The 19,377-nt window shown below is 60.0% G+C and carries 17 protein-coding genes and 1 pseudogene; 8 read left to right on the forward strand and 10 right to left on the reverse strand.

Going from position 1 to position 19,377, the window contains the following annotated elements; all coding sequences use genetic code 11:
- Positions 1–47 precede the first annotated feature (47 nt).
- On the forward strand, positions 48–578 hold the full coding sequence (locus tag QX094_RS15210; RefSeq protein WP_316187984.1) for a hypothetical protein: 531 nt from the start codon (positions 48–50) through the stop codon (positions 576–578).
- Between the two features lie 249 nt (positions 579–827).
- On the opposite strand, the gene QX094_RS15215 is transcribed toward QX094_RS15210, so the two are convergent.
- The 4 genes from QX094_RS15215 to traA form a co-directional block, all read right to left on the reverse strand.
- Positions 828–2,129 (reverse strand): integrase family protein, encoded by a 1,302-nt coding sequence (locus QX094_RS15215; protein ID WP_316187985.1) that lies wholly within the window; start codon positions 2,127–2,129, stop codon positions 828–830.
- A gap of 774 nt (positions 2,130–2,903) precedes the next feature.
- Complete coding sequence (locus QX094_RS15220; protein ID WP_315715365.1) at positions 2,904–3,146, reverse strand: helix-turn-helix transcriptional regulator; 243 nt, start codon at positions 3,144–3,146, stop codon at positions 2,904–2,906.
- Between the two features lie 620 nt (positions 3,147–3,766).
- The gene (locus QX094_RS15225) at positions 3,767–4,006 is read right to left on the reverse strand and encodes an AlpA family transcriptional regulator (RefSeq protein ID WP_315715366.1); all 240 of its coding nucleotides are present in this window, start codon (positions 4,004–4,006) and stop codon (positions 3,767–3,769) included.
- A 128-nt stretch (positions 4,007–4,134) separates the two neighbouring features.
- Complete coding sequence (traA, locus tag QX094_RS15230) at positions 4,135–7,146, reverse strand: Ti-type conjugative transfer relaxase TraA (RefSeq protein ID WP_316187986.1); 3,012 nt, start codon at positions 7,144–7,146, stop codon at positions 4,135–4,137.
- Between the two features lie 171 nt (positions 7,147–7,317).
- Here traA and QX094_RS15235 point away from each other — a divergent pair, with 171 nt between their 5' ends.
- Positions 7,318–7,644: a conjugal transfer protein TraD gene (locus QX094_RS15235; RefSeq protein ID WP_316187987.1), complete on the forward strand. Its 327-nt coding sequence runs from the start codon at positions 7,318–7,320 to the stop codon at positions 7,642–7,644.
- Positions 7,556–7,891: a conjugal transfer protein TraD gene (locus tag QX094_RS15240; protein ID WP_316187988.1), complete on the forward strand. Its 336-nt coding sequence runs from the start codon at positions 7,556–7,558 to the stop codon at positions 7,889–7,891. Before QX094_RS15235 ends, QX094_RS15240 begins: the two co-directional genes overlap by 89 nt.
- Here QX094_RS15240 and QX094_RS15245 read toward each other — a convergent pair.
- Together QX094_RS15245 and QX094_RS15250 are read right to left on the reverse strand one after the other, a co-directional pair.
- Positions 7,791–9,164, reverse strand: a complete 1,374-nt coding sequence (locus QX094_RS15245; protein ID WP_316187989.1) for an alpha-hydroxy-acid oxidizing protein — start codon at positions 9,162–9,164, stop codon at positions 7,791–7,793. The genes QX094_RS15240 and QX094_RS15245 overlap by 101 nt on opposite strands.
- A 152-nt stretch (positions 9,165–9,316) precedes the next feature.
- On the reverse strand, positions 9,317–9,655 hold the full coding sequence (locus tag QX094_RS15250) for a hypothetical protein (RefSeq protein ID WP_316187990.1): 339 nt from the start codon (positions 9,653–9,655) through the stop codon (positions 9,317–9,319).
- Between QX094_RS15250 and QX094_RS15255 the strand changes: the two are divergent.
- Positions 9,633–10,103, forward strand: a pseudogene (locus tag QX094_RS15255) (NmrA/HSCARG family protein); the annotation flags it as partial. The gene QX094_RS15250 and the pseudogene QX094_RS15255 overlap by 23 nt on opposite strands.
- 198 nt (positions 10,104–10,301) lie before the next feature.
- Here the strand turns inward: QX094_RS15255 and QX094_RS15260 are convergent.
- Both QX094_RS15260 and QX094_RS15265 read right to left on the reverse strand, forming a co-directional pair.
- Entirely contained in the window at positions 10,302–11,315 is a 1,014-nt protein-coding gene (locus QX094_RS15260) for a fumarylacetoacetate hydrolase family protein (RefSeq protein ID WP_316187991.1), read from the reverse strand.
- A gap of 106 nt (positions 11,316–11,421) precedes the next feature.
- Positions 11,422–12,624 carry an ABC transporter substrate-binding protein gene (locus tag QX094_RS15265; protein ID WP_316187992.1) on the reverse strand — a complete coding sequence of 401 codons (1,203 nt, stop codon included), beginning with the start codon at positions 12,622–12,624 and terminating at the stop codon, positions 11,422–11,424.
- A gap of 144 nt (positions 12,625–12,768) precedes the next feature.
- Between QX094_RS15265 and QX094_RS15270 the strand changes: the two genes are divergently transcribed.
- Positions 12,769–13,440: a GntR family transcriptional regulator gene (locus QX094_RS15270; RefSeq protein WP_316187993.1), complete on the forward strand. Its 672-nt coding sequence runs from the start codon at positions 12,769–12,771 to the stop codon at positions 13,438–13,440.
- 489 nt (positions 13,441–13,929) lie between these two features.
- Here QX094_RS15270 and QX094_RS15275 read toward each other — a convergent pair whose 3' ends face one another.
- A complete protein-coding gene (locus QX094_RS15275; protein WP_316187994.1) occupies positions 13,930–14,502 on the reverse strand; it encodes a MarR family winged helix-turn-helix transcriptional regulator in 573 nt (190 codons plus the stop codon).
- A gap of 77 nt (positions 14,503–14,579) precedes the next feature.
- Here QX094_RS15275 and QX094_RS15280 point away from each other — a divergent pair, with 77 nt between their 5' ends.
- Both QX094_RS15280 and QX094_RS15285 read left to right on the forward strand, forming a co-directional pair.
- Positions 14,580–15,770 carry an aromatic ring-hydroxylating dioxygenase subunit alpha gene (locus QX094_RS15280; RefSeq protein ID WP_316187995.1) on the forward strand — a complete coding sequence of 397 codons (1,191 nt, stop codon included), beginning with the start codon at positions 14,580–14,582 and terminating at the stop codon, positions 15,768–15,770.
- Positions 15,771–15,845: 75 nt separating this feature from the next.
- Positions 15,846–17,141 (forward strand): MFS transporter, encoded by a 1,296-nt coding sequence (locus QX094_RS15285; RefSeq protein WP_316187996.1) that lies wholly within the window; start codon positions 15,846–15,848, stop codon positions 17,139–17,141.
- A gap of 500 nt (positions 17,142–17,641) precedes the next feature.
- On the opposite strand, the gene QX094_RS15290 is transcribed toward QX094_RS15285, so the two are convergent.
- Positions 17,642–18,475: an amidohydrolase family protein gene (locus QX094_RS15290; RefSeq protein ID WP_316187997.1), complete on the reverse strand. Its 834-nt coding sequence runs from the start codon at positions 18,473–18,475 to the stop codon at positions 17,642–17,644.
- A 3-nt stretch (positions 18,476–18,478) separates the two neighbouring features.
- Here QX094_RS15290 and QX094_RS15295 point away from each other — a divergent pair, with 3 nt between their 5' ends.
- The gene (locus QX094_RS15295; protein WP_316187998.1) at positions 18,479–18,859 is read left to right on the forward strand and encodes an FCD domain-containing protein; all 381 of its coding nucleotides are present in this window, start codon (positions 18,479–18,481) and stop codon (positions 18,857–18,859) included.
- Positions 18,860–19,377: the final 518 nt, after the last annotated feature.

Genomic DNA, 19,377 nt, shown 5'->3' on the forward strand with positions numbered 1-19,377 from the left:
CTTCACAAAACATAGCTCAACAGACTCGTGCACTCATGGGGGATTGGATGGCCAAGAAAGACGAGCCGCTCGGATTTGACATCCTGGAACGTGCGGATAGCCTGTTTGATGGCATTTCCGACCTGACCTTGTTGGTATTGAAAGCACATTTGTTGTTAGAGGAGGAGCTTTATAATCAATTGCGAAGGCTCTTTCCCAGCCCCGAGCAATACGACAGGCTGAATCTTCGTTTCATTCAGAACATCATGCTTGCGCGGGCGTTCTGTATCCGAAGAACGGCTGAGGGACAGCCTATTGAGCACGTCGAGTTATGCTGGGATGCGCTGGAGGCGCTCAATACTTTTCGAAATAGACTCGCTCATAATTTAGAGCCTGGGGACGTCAATAATCTCTTAGCTCGCTTGCAACTGACGCAACCGCAACCGCTTTCAATCGACGATCCTGAGCTCGTATCGAAGCTTAACATTCCGATTGGATTTTTGCTGCAGTTTGTCTCAAGCCTAATTGCTTTTAGCAGCTTCGATATCGCTGTGCATCCACTGCCTGCGGCTGGACCGAATACATTTGACGTAGAATGATACGTGAGCTGAGCGGTAAAAATAGATAAGGGGTGAGTAATTCCAGGCGGGCGCTCCCTCGGCAAAACTGTTCTAGCTGTATCCATTCCTTCTAACCGAAAGAAAGCATCTATGCGGCGGCAGTAGTGACCTCGGTAAATTCGGCGGTGTCCTAGCTAAGTTGCAGCCGTAGAGTCCTGAGCGCGGAGACGGATGGCGGATCTTCGAAGAGAATCGCCGTCAAGGTGGCGGCGTCTCGAAGCCTACGCTCTACGCTGCCATCAGCGTTTTCGCAGATCTGATTTCTAATTCGAACCGCCGCGCCGGCCCCTCCACCTTTGCACTTAAGAGCCATCCAAACAAACGAAGATCACGTTTCACCTCGAAGCCATGCACAACCAGCTCTGATATTCTTTGCTGCTGGTGACGCAGGTGATCCCTTAACAAGCGATCACGCGTGATGTACCCGGCGTTCACGCCGGGAAGCGAATGGTTCATCAACAGATGAATGTCGAGCTCCGAAACACCTGCCGCTTGTGCAAGCGTGCGATAGCTCTGCCGCAGATCGTTGCCCCATTTAGAAAGGACATTTCGATCTTCCTTGTGCTCCACGAGATGTCCTAGTTCACTGTCGGCTGGAAACAACCATAATTCCCCTTGCTCGGGATACATGATACGCCCCCACCTGATTGCTCGGATTACGCAGCGGATCATCGGTCGCGATAGTGGGATGTCGAACGCCTTCTCCTCGCCACCCTTGGGCTTCGGGATATGGATGAGCCTTCCTTGTAGATCGATATGCTCCATTCGGATCTTCTTAAGCGCTGTTGGTCGTGATCCACTGAGGAGCGTCAAAAGGTGAAATTCCCGCCTTAGCGGATTGTCCATTGCGCGCAGCTCCTTAAGCCAGCCGCTGATGTCGTTCGGGCCCATTCCCGTGTTGCGCCGATGTTCTTTGTTCCAATCGATAGCGGAGACGGGATTTGCGGCAGGCAAATCGGTATTGCTCTTCCGGGCGTGGTTGTAGACTGCCCGCAGACTGCGCAGGGCTCCGTTGGCAATATAGGGGCCGTTTTCCTTCGTAATCTTGTCGTGGCGTTCAACGACAAGATTGGGCTGGCGGCCAAGCCGAGCAAGCGGATTGTCGAGCCAATCCTTGAACAGCCGCTCCATGTGATCTCGATAGTTTCCAATGGTCCCTGGGTTTCGGCCTTTGCGTTCCATGTGCGCATCGCGATACCGCTCCCAGGCCTGTCGAAGCGTCATTGAACCGGGTTTAATTTTCAGAGCTTCACCAGGACGCTGGCCTTTGGCGATCGAACCTAGTGCTTCCTTGGCCTTGCCACGCGCCTGACGCGTGGTCATCTCGCCAAGCTCGCCGAGCTTTACCTGGGCACTGAATTCACGAACGCCGTCGCGCCAGAACTCCCCTTGCGCCATGAAAGTCTTCCGGCGCTTGCCGACCAGGACGAAAAACCCCGGAAGCTCGCTGTCGCGCACCTTGTACTGCTTTTCCCTTGCGCACAGGCGCGCAATGCTCTTATCGGTGAGAATCTCACGCTGATCAGCCATTGGTACCTTCACCATCTTAGTCTGGGTTTAGTCTGGGGAAGTTCTCGATGAGAATTATCGAGGTCGAATCACGCCAGACTACGCTGCGACACGAAAATACATGGCTGATCAGTATCTTACTTGGAGGGCGAGAGTGTGGCGGGGTACCGCCGCGTGCCGTCTGAAAGCGTCAAATTCATACTACGAATCTGAGGGTCGGACGTTCGAATCGTTCCGGGCGCGCCATTAAATCAACGGCTTAGCCAAAATCGCCGTTTGAAATGTGGAAACTAAAACGGTTTTTCAAACGGTTTTGCTGAGCGACATGCGTGCTTGCGGGCGGCGCCGCTCCCGGCAGGAGATGGCGTCCAGGTCGGAGAGTTGACGGGGGTTCGAATCCTCGCCCTACCGCCCTCCGCGGCCGCTCCCCCGAATTGGTCCTTGTTTCTCCCCTCCCTAATGGCGCTGTCGTATATGCCCAGGTTCCCTAGAGAGCGAAAGCTAGCCCTCGTCTCCTCTAAGGCGCCGACCGCCGTTCGGCCCAAGCTCTTGTGAGTGCCGCTATGCGTGCGGGCTACTACCGCGCGCGACGTCGTCACTTGTTGCCAGTCTCGCAGATGAGATCAACGCGCGAAGCTTCGGCCAATCTACCGCCAAGCCATCCGCAAGCTACCAACCGTCATGCAGTCGACGTCGAGTTACTTAAAGATCTTGAACGTGTTCGATCATTTTCTATTTCTTCGCCAGCAGATCAGCTTGCGAGAATATGTAGAGCGCCACTGTTAATCCGAAGAGCTAAGCATCCAGTAAATCTGGCTTCAGCAACTTCCAAACTTCGATCTTTAATGCCTTGGCGATCTTTTCGATGTTGTCGATCGACACATTTCGTTCACAGCGCTCTACCGAACTGACGTAGGTTCGGTTGATTTCAGCGTCGTGTGACAGCGTCTCCTGGCTAATACCCTGGGCCGCTCGCAACATTCGCATGTTACGGGCCAGGATCTCCCGCGCTCGGCGTCTATGGGCTCGCTTTTCCACGACGCATATCCAGCCGATTGACGCTTATAAGGCGACTTGCTATAGGTATCAAAATGACGACTATGAGGTACATTGCTCAACGCCTCAGGATGCTGATGGGGCAATCTGAGCTTGGAGCAGGTTTCAGGTCATGGGCAATATCCGAGATCTGCCGCGCTGCAGTATTCGCCGAGCGTCGCGTCCAAGGCGGCACGACGCAAAGCTGATTGCGCTTGGTAAGCAATATGATGCTGCGACTCGAGAGCTTTCGTTATTGGAAATGGATGAAGCTGCTTCGATGGCTCATATCGAAGCGTTCTTGGCTAGCATGGAGCCTCTGGAGCGCGCGATCCTATCGACTCCGGCTGATGGCATAAAGGGGATCGCGGTAAAGGCTCGTCTGGCAGCCCACATTGTCTCGCACTACTGGACCGTGTCACCGGATTGTCTAGACCTCGAAGCCCGAGCATTTCGGCTCCTGGTGGATGCAGTGTGCTGTGTCGCAGGAGTGTCGCTTCCCTTCGAGGCGACTCGAGCCCAGGTCGATCCTCTAAAGTTACCAAGCGTGGCCATGCAGCAGAAGCTTCGCCGCGGTGATCTAACTGGATAGCCGTTGCAGAAAGTGATTGGCTATATTGAGCTCACCCGCGTTGCGGCAGCAGTGCTTCTTCAGTTGTCATCGAATTTAATGTTGGACGCCATCCTACCGGATCTGCGATCCAACAGTTGATCTCGGATTCATGCCAGCCGGTCCCGTTGACGCTGATCTTGATCTGAGCTGGGAACGTGCCCTCAGCAATCTTACGGTAGATGGTGGATCGGGAGAGTCCGGTCCTGGCGAGGACGGTCCTTAGCCGGATGATGCGGTCTGGTTCGCGCATGGCCGCGCTGCCCCTTCCTGGTTGTTTCTGATGCTTCTGAGATCAGACACGCCAAGCAGTTGGAGGCAGACAAGAGGATCCTCGTGCGGTGTCGGTTGTGGCGTAGAGCCGGCGGCAAACAGGATGGGTCAAATTGTAATGCCCCGGCCTCTGCCGAGATCGATGCCATGGGCGAGAGCCAGTTGCTGGCCGAGCCGTCGGCCTGACTCGAACGCGATGCCAAGGTCGTTCTTACGGCTGGCGAGGATGGATTCCAGTTGTGGATCACGTTCGAGGCTTCTCGCTATGTCGCCCATTGCAGAGCGGGTCGCCTTGTAGCCGGACATGTCGCCGACCTGATATTGGTGCCGGCTAGCTTGGTCGAGTTTCTGCCAGCGCTCCACGAAGCGGTCAGCGCGGCGGCTTGGATCGGTGCGCAGCTCGGTCTCGAGCTGGAGTGCGCGCACGGCGCGCCCGACCTGGCCGCCGGCGGCCTCACGGGCCAGCTCGGGGTTCTGCTTGTAGGCTGACTCGGCGTCATGTGAGCCATAGGGTCGCACCTGCTCGAAGGCCTGCCGAGCCTTCTGCAGCTCTTTGACCTGCGCAGGTGTGGCCGCGCCGCCCATCTCCTGCGCTGTGACGATGGCATCGACTGCGCGGGCATGGCGGACGAGTGCCCGAGTGCGCAAGCGACGCAATTCCTCGCCCGGCTCTTCGGCCACCTGCCTTTCCGGCGCTTCGATGTCGCGCCGGTCGGCTCCCGTCCGCTTCGCTTCCCTTTCCGGCGATGCCTGCTCCGGCTTGCGTCCGCCATCCAGCCGGAGGGCATCTGCAGGCGAGCGCAGGCCGTCGAATATATCGCGCAGCTTCTCCGGCACGATCTTGCGCACTATCTCGACCGAGCGCTCGCGGAACGCGATCCCGCGCCGTTCGGCATAGCTCTGGACCGGATCGGCCAAGTCGTAATCCGAGGCCATATCCTTGGCGCGGTCGCGCGACAGGGCGCGGGTGAGCCGGTCCGCATTGGCAAAATCGTCGCGACCATAATGCAGGTCCACCCCGTCACGATGCCGCGACAGTGCGACATAGCTGCTATGGGCGTCCATACCCGGCGTTGCCAGCACATGGACGCGGTCGACCGTCATGCCCTGGGCCTTGTGGATCGTGGCGGCATAGCCATGGTCAATCCGGTTGTAATCCTTGAGGTCGAAACGCACGGATCGGCCATCGTCGGTCTGCACGGTCATGGATTGCGCGCTGACCTGCTCGATGGTCCCGAGCGTGCCATTCTTCACGCCAAGCCCGCGCTCGTTCTGCAGGAACATGACGCGATCGCCGCTGGCGAAGGTTCTCGCGCCGCGCACGACCGTCACATGCACCTCGTCGCCCAGATCGCCCGCGGCCCGCATCCGCTCGCGCGCTGCCTCGTTCAGGGCGCGGACCTCGTCGTTGGTGTGGGTCAGGATGATCCGGCTGCGGTCCGGCGACGCCTGCCGGTCGCGGTCCCAGCGCTCGATCAGATCGCCGCGCGCCTGCTTGCGGGTCTGGGCCTCGTGCACCGTGCCGTAAGCGCGGTAGGCTCCGAGCGCCTGGCCCACTTTGCCGGTTGCCAGATCGCGCGTGGCCTCGCGCTGCCAGTCCTGGCGCTGGCGGCGCACCTCTCCGATTTCCGCGCCGCCGTGACGCTCATGGATGGAGCGGAACGCCGCGCCCGCCTCGATGGCCTGTAATTGTTGCGGATCGCCGACCAGCACCACCTTTGCGCCAGCTTCGGCTGCATGGGACAGCACGCGCTCGAGCTGGCGCGTGCCGACCATCCCCGCCTCGTCGATCACCAGCACATCACTGGATCTGAGCCGATCACGGCCTTGTTCCCAGCCATGCTCCAGGCTGGCGATCGTGCGCGACGCAATGCCCGATCCGCTTCCGAGGTTTTCTGCGGCAATGCCGGACAGCGCCGCGCCCCGAACCTCGAAGCCGGCTGCCTCCCAGGCGTCCCGCGCCACCCCCAGCATCGCGCTCTTTCCCGTCCCGGCATGGCCGAGAACGACGCTGAGATCGCGTCCGTTCGTGACATGCGCCAATGCCTCTGTCTGTTCACCAGAAAGGACCAGACCACGCGCTTCCGCCCGCGCTAAGACGGCTCGGCGGTCCACGTCGCGCACCCCGTGGCGCTCCCGTTCCGCCATCCGTTCAGCGGACTGGTGCAGGCGCTGTTCCGCCTCGATCATTCCGCGGGTGGTGAACCGATCCTCTCCGCGGGCATCCTTGCCGAGTTCGATCAGATCGGGCGCTCCCTGCATCGCGCCTACCACCTGGTTGAACTGATCGAGCCCGTCGCTGTGCCGGTGCGCGAACTTGGCCAAGTCCCGGCGTGTGAACGTCGATTGCTGATGGGTGATAGCATCCAGCCCGACAGAGGGATCGGCGATGATCTGTACGCCATTGTTCCGCGCGATCTCGCGGTGCATCTCGGCGCGGTCGGCTTCACCCCCTTCGCCTGCAATGCCCTGAACCTCGATGCGTTTTGCCGGTGCACCGATCTGGCTTTGCGGCTCCAGCGCGATGCCCTGGGCTTCCAGACTGCGATGGTCGATCCGCGCGTCGATGTCGAGCTCGGCCAGCCGCTCATTGGCAAGCTCCGCCCAGCGCTTCCGCCAGCGCTCGACCATCTCGGTGCGGTTCCAGTCCCGTACCTTCTGGCCAAAACCCTTCTCGTCCACCGCGCGCATCGTCAGCATGACATGGGCATGGGGCTTGGGCACGCCGTCCTCGGCCCTGTCCCAATGCACGTTGAGGTCGGCGATCATGCCGAGACCCACGAACTCACCCCGAACAAAATCCCGGGCCAGCTCGATGCCCTGCGACTCAGTCAGTTCTCGCGGAAGAGCGAACTCGACCTCGCGGGCCAGCTGCGCGTCCTTGCGGGTTTCGGCCGATTCAACATCATTCCAAAGCCGTTCGCGATCGCACCATGCCTCCGGCGCGTTCTCTGGCAGCATCACCTCGGAATGAACGACGCCGCGCTTGGCGGAAAAGTCCTGATCACGGCCGAGCCGCTCGTCACGCAGCCGCGACGCCGAGCGGTAGGCCGCTGATGCCACCGCACTGCTCCCGACCTTTCGGCCAATGACCTTGACGTGAAGATGATAGATCGCCATCGCGACCAGATCACTGGCACAGCAAAGCGCACGTCGGAACGACGTATAAGCGCGCCCTCCCTCGAAAAAATATCGGGAGGGACTATCCCGTCTCAGCTCGTCCTGACGACCCTAAAGCATTGCGTCGACCGCCCAGCTATCGTTTCTTCATCAACACTCATGGAGACGACGATGCGCAAACCGAGGGACTTTGATGCGGACCTGAAGGCACTTGAAGACAAGGCGCGCGGCCTGAAAACCCGTAAGGTACGCCAGCTCGGTGAACTCGTTATCGCCACCGGAGCCGACACACTCACCGCCGAAGAGCTGGCGGGTGCGCTGATCGTACTGGCCGAAACCAAAGAAGCCGGAAAGAAGGAGGCATGGGCCAAGCGCGGCACCGCGTTCTTTCGAAGCCGATCGCGACGAAATGCGCCAGCAACTGACCGCAACGCAGACGGCTCTTCTGCGCAACCGAGCGGCGCGCAACCGGCATCAGGTCGCAAAAGCGCGACATGACACGAGTACGTGGCAGGTTGAGCGCCGAAAGCGTACACGGCGTCTCATCGAGCTGGGTGGTCTCGTCGTCAAAGCCGGCCTCGTCGAACTTACCGGCGACGATCGCGCCATGATCTACGGCGCGCTAATCTGGATCGCGGAGAAACTTAAGGGCGATCAGCGCGAACAGGCGCGCGCGCTCTGGACCACAAAGGGAACCCACGCGTTCGGCATGGACCCAGTGTCACACAAGGGAGTGGATCATTGATACGCGAAATGGCACGCCGGCCAAGATCGAACGCGCGAGTCAACGTTGACCCCGATAGAGGACTTCTGCCATTCCGGAAGCGTTCACTGTCTGACACTGAGTCGATCGGCGTGGGGCTTTGATCCACTTGGTATCCATCATTCTGATCCGAGCGGCTCTGTCCAGTCACGGGAGAAAGCGCAGACGCTGCGATGAATGACTCATCTTGGCGAGAGGCCGCGGGACAGCCAATGAGCGCCAGCGTTCTGTCGATCTCCTCACAAAGAATAGCCAGCGCCTTGGCTGCCGCGGCCTCGCCGCTTGCGGCCAATCCATAGAGGACGGATCGACCGAGCAGCACCGCCTGGGCGCCTAAAGCAATTGCTTTGACAATATCGGAGCCACGACGCACGCCGCCGTCGACCAGCACGGGCCCGAGATGGCGGACCTGGGGCAGAATCTCCATGGGCGAGACGGAGTCGTCGAGCTGTCGCCCGCCGTGGTTCGATATCACCACCGCATCGGTGCCGATAGCAAAGCAGCGCGCGATGTCTTCCGGACGGCACACGCCTTTGACCAGCAGGCGTCGCGGCCAGAGATCGCGAAGGCAGGCGAGATCATCCAAATCGAAGCTTGCGTCCCTCTCGCGCCGCAGAAGTGCATTTTGTGCCTGCAGTGTGGTTGCGTTGTCAGCGGCCAGATTTGCGAGCGTTGGCGTACCGTTCATGAGAATGCTGGCCGTCCATCGCGGATGCGTGAGAGCGTCGAGGATCGTTCGGGCTGAATAGCGCAATGGGATCTGAAACCCGTTCCGGAGGTCTCGCTTGCGCTTTCCGTTGACGGGGACGTCGACGGTTAGGATCAGGGCTGCGTATCCCGCGTTCGCTGCACGGTCGACAAGGCTCGCCGCGAGCTGCCGATGGACGACGTAGAGTTGGAACCAGAGTTCGCCTCCGACCTTTGCGACGGTCTCCAGACGCTCGTTGGAGGCCGTCGAAAGGCCGAACGGAACGCCGGCTCGCTTGGCGGCCGTTGCAAGCGCGGTGTCTCCGTTCGGCCAGATCGCGCCGTTCAGACACGTTGGTCCAACCACGAGAGGGGCAGCGATCCTGGTGCCCAGCAGATCGACATCGGTCGTTCTCGTGCGGACGTCTCGCAGGCGGTGCGGCAGCAACTTGATCTTGCTGAATGCCGCGACGTTTTCCGCAATGGTCCGCTCGTCCTCGGCGCCGCCTGCGAGGTCGTCGAACAGCATCGTCGGGAGACGCCGCTGGCGAGCCGCGTCAAATCCCATATGGAAGCGGGTGGCATCATGGTGTCAGCATCGAGTGCCTTCTCGCGGAATTTCCGGATGACTCAGGGGCTAAACCGCTGTCTCATTTGATTAGATGGCGCGTTCGGAAGCGCTGCGCGCTTGAGTATCGTAGGTCACGGAGGATGTGCTCGTCATATTTTGCGCGCGGGGATGTGGCGACCAACGACGGCGAGACCGGTCATGGCGACACCCATCATCAGGGGATAGCCGTTCTTTCCGCCGGCCTTGATCACTGTTGCTCCGGTAAAGGCGCTGGGGCTTGCTCCAAGTCGGCCAAAAGCGAGAGCGGAGGCCGTGCCCGTGGCCTGGACAGTGGTCGGGTAGACGTGCGCGCATACGGCATACATGGTCGGCTGCAGAAGCTCTGCACACCGAACCCGGCTATCAGAATGCCGGTCTGCAGCGCGATGTTGACGCTGGTCAGGTAAAACGCGGTGGCGGCAGAGCATCGACAATGAATTGATGATCAAGGACTCGGTCCCAAACCACGGCGTCTATCCCATGCCGATCGGAAGCAAGGGTGCTGCTATGGTCGATGCCCGCGACATCGCCGAGGTTGCCGTGATCGAGCTGGTCCGTCGCGACCGGGCTTCGGAAAAGCTTCCGCTCGAGACCATCAATCTAGGCGGCTCCGATACGTCGACCGGCCCGCAAGTTGCGAAGATTTGGACGGACCTCCTAGGTCGAACGATCATCTACGTCAGCGACGATCCGAGCGCTTTCGAGGCATACATGGCGACCTTCACGCCAAAGTGGACGGCTTACGAGATGCGTTTGATGGCCGCTCGCTAGGTGACCGACGGCATGGTCCCCGCTGCCGGTGACGTCGAGCGGTTGAACCAAATTCTAGGCCGACCCCTGCACACCTATGGCGACTTCGCGGCTGGAGACCTACCCGCCCAGAAGGCGGCGGCTTGAACTGCGCTTCAAAGTCAACGTCAAATGATGCAAGTCCTCGATCACGGGGTTGGGCGGGCAAGATGATGCCCCGCTAGCCGAGCCGATGGAGACCGCCCATTGCGGCGCGTGGATGCCCGAAAGCCGGATTGCCGGATCTTCGCTCCGAGCTGGGGCCGGCGGGATGCATGCATCCCGCCGCAGTACCAAGAACGGTTCCTATGCTAGATCAAACTTCAGTGTGCCAAGCTTCTCAATCCGGCTGATGATCTTATCGCCGGCCTTCAACCAGACCTGCTTCTCCTTCGGCATTCCAATGATCACGCCCTCCGGAGTGCCCGTAAAAATGATATCGCCTGGCTCCAGGGTAAAAAGTTTCGAGGCATAAGAGATCACCTTCTGCGGATTGAAGATGAACTTCGAGGTATGCGACGATTGTCGTGGCTGGACTTCATCATTCACGAATGTCTCGATCGTAAGGCTGTTCGGATCGACCAGATCGGCCGAGACGAAATAGGGTCCAATAGGAGCAAATCCATCCAGCGTCTTACCAACCATCCACTGGCCACCCATCTCTAATTGGAGGTCACGTGCAGTGAAATCATGGCCGACGGCATAACCGGCAACATAGTTGAGTGCCTCTGTTTCTGGGACATTGCGCGCTGTCTTCCCAATGATCACGACCAACTCGGTTTCGTAGTCGAACTTGTAAGAGACGTCAGGTGTAGGCAATTTTACAGTGCAATTGTGTGCGGCAAGCGTATTGTTGTACTTGTTGAAAAGAACAGGAACTTTTGGAAGTTTTTCGCCGGCCTCTTCCGCGTGCGCCTTGTAGTTGAGTCCGACGCAAATAATCTTACCCGGGCTTGTAAAGAGCCGGCCAAACTTGATTGTTCCTTCGTCCTTTAAGAACTCCGGCTTGTTGTTTGCCGCCGCAACCAGACGTTCGAGCGAGGCGGCGGTTCCACGCGAGAGCAGTTCGTCAATGCTTGTCGGCACGACCAAGTCCAGGGTCTTGCTGGCTAAGGCTACATCAAGAATCCCGTTTGACAGCTTGACGCCAAGCGACTCACTGCCATCAGCCTGAATAAAGGACAACAATGTAAGCCCGCGCGGCATTTGTCTTTCCGCACTCTCCGCCGTGGTTGAGTGCGCTCCGTCGGCCTGTGACAGAACTGTGCTCCCTAATCCAGCTACAACTGCAGTTTTTATAAAGTTCCGGCGGGTCGTCACGCTCGTCTCCATCATTGTGCACGCAAGAGTCGGAATCGTTGTCCGTAAAGCTGAGGAGATCAGATGGTGCGCGATGTTGCAGTCAATCTCCATCGTCGAAGGGGGCCTACTTGGTCGACAGCACCTCGCCGAACCGCTCCCACTGCTTGCCGGTGAAACGCATGAACTGCACCTGCTCGACCGGCAGGTGATCGCTCTCGGAAGTGTTGACCTTGATGCCGGGTAGCAGCATCGGCAGCTCCAGGTCCTTGATCGACAGCGCCTGCTTGAGGATGTTCTCGCGCGACAGATCGTTGCCGGCGGCCTTGAGCACGTGCTCGAGCACCATGCCGTTGTTGTAGCCGTTGACGTAGTTGGAATCGCGGATGTCGCCGTCGGGTACATATTTCGCCATGTACTCGCGCCAGCCCTTGACGCCGGCATCGTCGGCCCAGACCGGATCGAGAGGGTCCTTGACATAGGCGGTCGAGATGATGCCGGTGCCGGCCTCTAGGCCGGCCGGCTCCATCACCGAGGATATCCACACCGAGACGTTGGTCAGGAAGGTCATCGGCCGCCAGCTGATTTCATAGGTCTTGCGAATCGCCTGCGCGGCGAATTTCGGCGTCGCGGCGATGATCAGCGCATCGGCTCCGGTCGATTTCAACTTAACGATCTGCGAGTCGATGGTCGGCTCGGTCGCCTCGTAGCTCGCCACCGTCACCGCGGTGTCGAAGCGCTCGCCGAGCACGTCCTTCAGCCCGGCGAGATAGTCGCGGCCGAAATCGTCGTTCTGCGCCAGGATCGCGAAGGTCGCATCCGGCTTCTTCTGCAGCGCGTAGCGCGCATACATCCGCGCTTCGTTGCGGAACGGCGCCATCACGCCCATCAAGGCCAGAGGAAATTGCGCAGGGTCGCCGAACTTCGAGGCGCCCGAGGCCACGAACAGCTGCGGCACCTTCTTGCCCTGGAGATACTTGGCGATCGCGGTGTTGTGCGCGGTGCCCATGGTCGAGAAGATGAACGACACCTCGTCGCTCTCGACCAGACGTCGCGTCTGCTCCACGGTCTTGGGCGGCACGTAGCTGTCGTCCAGCGAGATCAGGTTGACCTTGCGGCCGTTGATGCCGCCGCGGTCGTTGATCATCTTGAAATAGGCCACCTCGCCCTTGCCGAGGATGCCGAAGGCGGACACCGGCCCGCTGTAGGGCATGGTCTGTCCAATGCGGATCTCGGTGGCGGAGACGCCGGGCTGATCCTCGGCGCGGGCTGGCATACAGAGCGCGGATGTGACGATCAGCAACCCCGCGGCTGCGATGGCGCTTCGCATGGACACCTCTCTGATCGGCCGCATTGGTGGCGGTCCTCGTGCGTCACCATAGGAGGGGCTTGGCATCAGGGCAAGGAAAATATATTTTATAGGTAAAGTATACTTTGTTGTGCTATGGTAGGGGCAGCCATCAAGAGCGAACGTATGTCCGGAAGCGCCACCCAGACCGTCTATGAGCAGCTCCGCGCCGGCCTGCTCGCAGGCCACTTCCGCCCGGAAGAGAAGCTGAAGATCAGCGAGCTCGGATCCTCCTTCGACGTCAGCCCAGGGGCGGTCCGCGAGGCGCTGGCGCGCCTGACGGCGGAAGGGCTGGTCACGGCAATGCCGCAGCGCGGCTTCCGCGTCGCGCCGGTGTCGGTTGCTGACCTGCGCGACCTCAGCGACATGCGCATCGAGATCGAAACCAAATGCCTGCGGCGTGCCATCGCCCAAGGTGACCTCGCCTGGGAAACAGCGATCGTGGCCGCCCATCACAGGCTGGCTTCGACGCCGATCCAGGCCGACGATGGCAGCTTCTCGCCGGCCTGGACTCTGGCGCATGGCGACTTTCATGCTGCCCTGGCCCAGGCCTGCGGCAGCGCCTGGATGATGCGGGTGCGCGATCTGCTGGCCGCGCATAATGAGCGCTATCTCGACCTCGCCCGCAAGACCGATCGCGGCAACCGCGATGCCGCGGGCGAGCACCGCGCACTGATGAAGGCGGCGCTCGCACGCGACACTGAGCGCGCGGTCAGCGTAATGACGGCACATATCGGCAAGACGCGCGATACGATCGAAGCGGCACTCATGCGAGCGGAGATGGACGACGTCCTTTGAGGGATCTGCGAGTTGGCCTCGCGAGCGGTGCTCGGGGGAAGTAAATCCGCACGCTCAGACGCCTACGCCTGCCGGCTTGACCGCCAACCTGCGCGACAGCATCCGCGCCCTTCGGACATTCGATAGAGTACGTTTTTTTTGGTTGGTCGCTCGTTGTTTGAAGTCAAGCCGACTCGTGCGCAAGCCCGGCTGCACGCCGTCCTAGCGTGTCGCCCTCCCCTGCTAACGTGCGCTGTGTCGACTAGGCAACGCGCTTTGTCGGGATAGGTTGATGTGTGGCATCTCGACGTCAACGCTTGGTTGGACGTGCGGGCCTGAATTGTCTATCGACAAGTAGTGCCCCGTTGTCACGTCCGACCTGTGCTGTTCGACCGCTCACGTAGCTGCGCCGAATGCTTAGCTCCGAGCCAGGGGCCAGCTGACGTGACGTCAATCGCTCCTGATCCTATCAGGAAAGCTGCGGTTGTTCGCGCCAAACGAGCGCTGCTATCATGAGTCCTGCTCGTCGGCCAGCATCTCCGTCGCGACTGTCGTCAGACGCTCGATCAGCCGCTGCAAGGTCTGCAGCTCCTCTTTGCTAAGATCCTTCAGCAAGCGCCGGTTGCGCTCGACGGCTGCGGAAAGGATAGTGTCGTGCACGGCGCGCCCTGCTTGGGAGAGCGACACCAGAATTTCCCGTGTGTCCTTCTCATTAACGGTCTTGCAGATCAGCCCTCGTCGGACCAGCTCAGCCAGTGCGCGGCTGATCTGCCCCTTGTCCATGCCGACGCTTGCGGCAAGCTTGGCAACGCTGATCGGGCGGCGCCGGCCCAGCGATGCCAAAATCCCGAACTCGACCGAGGATAGCCCAACGAGTCTTTTGTAGCGAAGGACAGCACCCCGCCGAAGCAGGTTCGCGAGGACGATGATGCGGGACGACATGATCGCGGTGATCGGCGCAAGCCCCCCGTCGTCCAGTTCCGGCGTCGCGTCAACCTGGTGGCGTCGAGGAGCAGCTGCTTTCTTCATGGTGATGCTTTGCCAGCAAAGGTCGCGGCTGCCAATTCGAAAGATCGTTGACATTGTCATCGGTCTCGGATTTGATCGGCGAAAGCTTAAAAGCCCGGTCTCTGCAAGACTGGCCAAACGGGGAAATGCCAATGACTATCAGCCAAACGGATCGTGAGCTCGGCACCGGCTATGCGTTACGAGCCGCCGCAACGCGGACTGAGCTGACGATGGTGGGGCGCGGCACCCCGATGGGTGAACTGTTGCGCCGTTATTGGCATCCGATCGGCTTAGCCGCTGACGCCGGTGACACTCCGAAGAGAGTGCGCGCGCTTGCGGAAGATCTGGTGCTGTTCCGGGACAGGCTTGGGCGAGCCGGCCTTTTGCGCGCGCGCTGCTGCCACCGCGGCACTACGCTGTACTACGGCAAGGTCGAGGAAGACGGCATCCGCTGCTGCTATCACGGCTGGAAGTTCGACCATGAGGGGCGCTGCATGGAACAACCCTGCGAGCCCGAAGGCGGTCTGTTCAAGGAGCGGGTAAGGCAGCCTTGGTATCCGGTCGAGGAGCGCTACGGACTGATCTTTGCCTATATGGGGCCAGCCGAAAAGAGGCCGGTGCTGCCGCGCTATGAATGCCTCGAGCAACTCGATCCCGGAGAGTTCGTCGAGGCCGATGACAGCTCAATCGGTGGCGGCGGACCGGCCGTGATTCCGTGCAACTGGCTGCAGCATTTCGAGAACGTGGTCGACCCCTATCACGTTCCGGTTCTGCACGGCTCATTCAGCGGGCCGCAATTCACTAACATGATGGCCTCGATCCCCGACGTGACGTTCGAGATGTCTGCCTCCGCAGTCTCGGTCCGTTCGACGCGGAGGCAGGACGATGGCAAGTTGTTCTATCGCATTGCCCAAGCTGTGCTGCCGACGCTGCGGGTCGTGCCGAACCCGCGAGTCGCAGAGTTCGCGCGTGTCGAATCCATCGGCTGGGTGCTTCCGATCGACGACACCTCGTTCCGCATCTACGTCGCCGGGCGGGCTAAAAATCCGGGTGATACCGGTCGCATGCGCTCCAAATTCAACGGCAAGTTCTGGTGGGACATGACCGAAGAGGAGCACCAGAAATTTCCGGGCGACTATGAGGCCCAGGTCGGGCAGGGCGCGGTGACGATCCATTCCGAAGAGCATTTCGGCCAGACTGACCGTGGAATCGTCATGCTCCGACGCTTGCTCAACGATCAGCTCGACGCGATGGCCGCGGGCCGCGATCCAGTTGGGGTCTCATTCGACCCGGCTGCAGAGCCGATCATTTTCGATGCGGGCAACTACATGCGGGAAGCCTGAGCTGCATCGTGACGCGATAAGACAAGAGAGCGCGACGTAAGCGCCCCGAGCCCAATTAGAATCCGGAGGAAACAAGTGGCCGATCTCGCCTCATCGGCGGCGACTGCGCGCGCCGCCACTCTTACGCCGCCAACGCGGCGCTATTTCGTACTTGGGTTGCTAACGATCGTCTATGGCCTGAACTTCCTCGACCGCACTATCTTCAACGTGCTGATCGAACCCATAAAGAGGGAGTTCGCGCTCAGCGACACAATTATGGGCCTGCTCGCTGGCTTTGGCTTTGCGCTATTTTACTCACTTCTCGGTCTTCCGATTGCACGGCTTGCCGACCGGCTCAACCGGCGTAACATTATTGCGTTAGCCCTGGCGTTCTGGAGTGCGATGACCTGCTTTTGCGGGATCGCGCAGAGCCTAGCGGGGCTCGCCGCTGCTAGGATCGGTGTCGGCATTGGCGAATCGGCCGGCACTCCGGCATCGCAGTCGCTGATCTCCGACATGTTCAGCAAGAATGAGAGGCCGCGCGCGCTCGGCATCTACGCCGTCGGTACCTATCTCGGCGTCTTCCTGGGCTATTTCATTGGCGGCTATATGAGCCAACATTACGGGTGGCGTGCCGCGTTCTGTTCCGCTGGCCTGCCAGGCCTCTTGCTCGCCATCGTGCTCTGGTTCACCGTGCCAGAGCCGCCGCGCGGCACGGCCTCCGCCGCCAGCGTCGCGTCTGGGACGATCGGACCGACCCTGCGCTTCCTGGCCAAACAACGCAGCTTTGTCATCGTGCTGATCGGCTTCTGCCTGACCTCGTTCACGAGCTATGCCACGTCGGTTTGGACCCCACCCTTCCTGTCACGCGTGCACCATCTTAGCAGTGCCGAGATCGGGTTCTATGCCGGCACCTTCAAGGGCCTTTGCGGGATGGCCGGCACGCTGGCTGGCGGTCTCGTCGTTACGCGGATCAGTCAGCGGGATGATCGCTGGAAGCTATGGGCACCGGCGGTGATGTCGGCGCTGGCTGGACCCGTCTTTGCTGTCTGTATGCTGACTGACAGCTTTCCCTCGATGCTTACCCTGCTTGCGCTTGCCTCGTTCCTGATCGGCTTTCATCTCGGACCGATCTTCGCTATCGGCCAGACTGTTTCCCGTCCCAACATGCGGGCGTTGTCTGCGGCCATCCTTCTGCTGACAGGCACGTGCTTCGGTCAGGGCCTCGGGCCGCTCACCGTGGGGTTGATCAATGATGTGCTGAAGGACGATTTCGGTGTCGATGCGATACGCTACTCTCTTCTATCCGCGAGCCTGACAACACTGCTCGGCGCATCTCTGTTCGCGCTCGCTGCCCGCAATCTCCGTGACGATATTATTCGTGCTTCATAGGTTGGTTGAATTCATCGCTCGATGACGAAGCGCTTAATAGGAGCCGGGCGTCCGACATATTCGTGTTTAGGCCGACGTGAGAAGACTGCGAGTGTCGCGCCAGCACAATTGACGCATCGAAAGCGCGCCGAGGCGGCTTCCAGGTCGATCCTCGGTGATATGCCAGCTCTTGGGGCTCCGCCTGGACCTGATCGCCTCCGCGACGAATGAGCATCGCTGGCACTTCGTTACACAATGAAAGGGAGACTGGCGATGCTCCCGAAACTCTACATTCTCGCTGACGCCGCTAGCATATTTCGTGCGACTAAGCAGGTGTTAACCCTGTTCATTGCCCGACAAGCCCTTCATCGGGCAATCGTCCAAACAAAACTGTTTACCGAGCGAGGCATCCCACGGCTCTACGAGCTAACGGACCTCCTCTCGAAAGCGACCAGTGCCGAGCCGCCACCGGCTCTGGCAGCTCGCTCCGAGGCATTTCAGTTTGCAAGGATTGCGACGGCTCATGTCGCAGGCATTGCCAAAGCTCCAGCAGCCACCGCGCCAGTTTTCCACGCATCGCGTGGAAGAGGCGCCAAGGGGACGAGCACCCACGCGATCTCGATGTACCAGCATCTCAACCGCGTATCGGTCGTTGCACGCGCCATCAAGTACGCGCTGACATCCTTTGCAGCGGGCGCGGCTGTCTCTGTGACATGCGGCCAATCCGACCCAAACACCAATCGATCCTCTGAAATCTCGACCAGCCGCCGCCCGATCGCAACCGCGTTGGCGTAACCCGGACCGGACGCCCTATCCTCGTGATACGGACCCGATAGCTTGATCCAAGTACGCCCCTTGTTGAGGAGACGCAAAATAACTCGCCAACCAGGGTCGGGCTCGAACTGCGGTAGCTTTACTCGACCGACATGATCCAGCACGAGATCTGTAGGGAGAGAATTGAGCAGGTCTTCAAAGCCCATGAGATCGTGAGCCCTCATGTGAAGCTGAACATGCCAGCCGAGCTCCGCTATTCGGTCGGCAAGTGGCTTCATCATGCTCATGGTTGTTGCGCCGGCTTGCACCTGGTTAAACCTGATGCCGCGGATCCCCGTTTCGTTCCAGCGGGCCAGATCCAGGGACGATGCTGTTTCGTCGATGACGATGATCGCGCGGACGCGCCCCTCGAACCTCGACAGCGCCTTCAGCGTGCAGCCGTTGTTCGTGCCGTATAATGACGGTTGCACGATAACACCTCGGGACGTCCCTAGCTGGTCAGCGAACACCCGATACTGCTCGACGGTCGCCGTCCGGTTCGACACGTGCGCGTTGGCTAGACTAGGAAAGGACGCATCCATGACGTGAAAGTGGCAATCGCATGCGTCATCAGAATACTGCTCGAGCCGCTGGCGGCTCAGCTTGCCGCGGAGCGCGGTTCAGACGAGCTTGCCAAGCAATTGGAGTCCTGCAATCGACGGATGGCCGGCGCGATCGCTAAATCAGGCCCGCAGTCGATCGTCAGGATTCAGGAAGCCAACCGCGCGTTCCACCACCTTCTTCTCGACAGCGCTGGTGCGCCTCGATTGTGGACAATCCTGGATACGCTGATCGAAATGCCGATTATCACACGGTCGTTTCAACTGTACACACATGACGAATTGAAACAGAGCCTGCATCAACACGAAGATCTGACACAAGCGGTGGCATCCCGAAACGGTGAGTTGGCGCGGGACATCATGTAACTGCATCTGCGAATGTCACATAGCCGGTTCGTGCGACGCCGCCGAACTTGGCGTAGGGACCAAACCCAGACGCCTTCGGACCTAGACGAGTAGAACGCATTGGAGGGGACTAGCGTCGGTACTCGCGCGTGGGCCCTGAATGCGTGCTCTCACAAGGTGTTGGGGGACTCGGGGAGAAGGATTGGCTGTCGATTCATGACTCATGCCGCCAACGGGTGCTGCTGCGATCGACTCGCGGGCGTATTGAGAGGCTCCGACCACACCCCACCGTGACACGGCCTTCACATTCAGCCTTAATCGTTTGCCGTTTTCCGCTGCAATTCGGCGCTATGATGTGGGTGAAGCAGTGGCAGCTGATGCCAAGATCCGTCTAAGAGCCTGATGCGAAACTAAAATCTGCCTCGAATGTGCGGACACTCTATCCGCCAGTTGTACGATTTTACCAGTCTCCGATCATGGGCTGCTTCGCGGGCGATATTGCGCGGTTGCCAAATTGTGAAAGCCGGTTGGGCTGCTCT

This window comes from Bradyrhizobium sp. SZCCHNS1050 (assembly GCF_032484785.1).
GTDB lineage: Bacteria > Pseudomonadota > Alphaproteobacteria > Rhizobiales > Xanthobacteraceae > Bradyrhizobium.

Coding starts and splice junctions, on each gene's coding strand:
- QX094_RS15210 (WP_316187984.1), top strand. CDS start 48: ATGGCCAAGAAAGACGAGCCGCTCGGATTTGACATCCTGGAACGTGCG.
- QX094_RS15215 (WP_316187985.1), bottom strand. CDS start 2,129: ATGGCTGATCAGCGTGAGATTCTCACCGATAAGAGCATTGCGCGCCTG.
- QX094_RS15225 (WP_315715366.1), bottom strand. CDS start 4,006: ATGCGCGAACCAGACCGCATCATCCGGCTAAGGACCGTCCTCGCCAGG.
- traA (WP_316187986.1), bottom strand. CDS start 7,146: ATGGCGATCTATCATCTTCACGTCAAGGTCATTGGCCGAAAGGTCGGG.
- QX094_RS15235 (WP_316187987.1), top strand. CDS start 7,318: ATGCGCAAACCGAGGGACTTTGATGCGGACCTGAAGGCACTTGAAGAC.
- QX094_RS15240 (WP_316187988.1), top strand. CDS start 7,556: ATGCGCCAGCAACTGACCGCAACGCAGACGGCTCTTCTGCGCAACCGA.
- QX094_RS15245 (WP_316187989.1), bottom strand. CDS start 9,164: ATGGGATTTGACGCGGCTCGCCAGCGGCGTCTCCCGACGATGCTGTTC.
- QX094_RS15265 (WP_316187992.1), bottom strand. CDS start 12,624: ATGCGAAGCGCCATCGCAGCCGCGGGGTTGCTGATCGTCACATCCGCG.
- QX094_RS15270 (WP_316187993.1), top strand. CDS start 12,769: ATGTCCGGAAGCGCCACCCAGACCGTCTATGAGCAGCTCCGCGCCGGC.
- QX094_RS15275 (WP_316187994.1), bottom strand. CDS start 14,502: ATGTCAACGATCTTTCGAATTGGCAGCCGCGACCTTTGCTGGCAAAGC.
- QX094_RS15280 (WP_316187995.1), top strand. CDS start 14,580: ATGACTATCAGCCAAACGGATCGTGAGCTCGGCACCGGCTATGCGTTA.
- QX094_RS15290 (WP_316187997.1), bottom strand. CDS start 18,475: ATGGATGCGTCCTTTCCTAGTCTAGCCAACGCGCACGTGTCGAACCGG.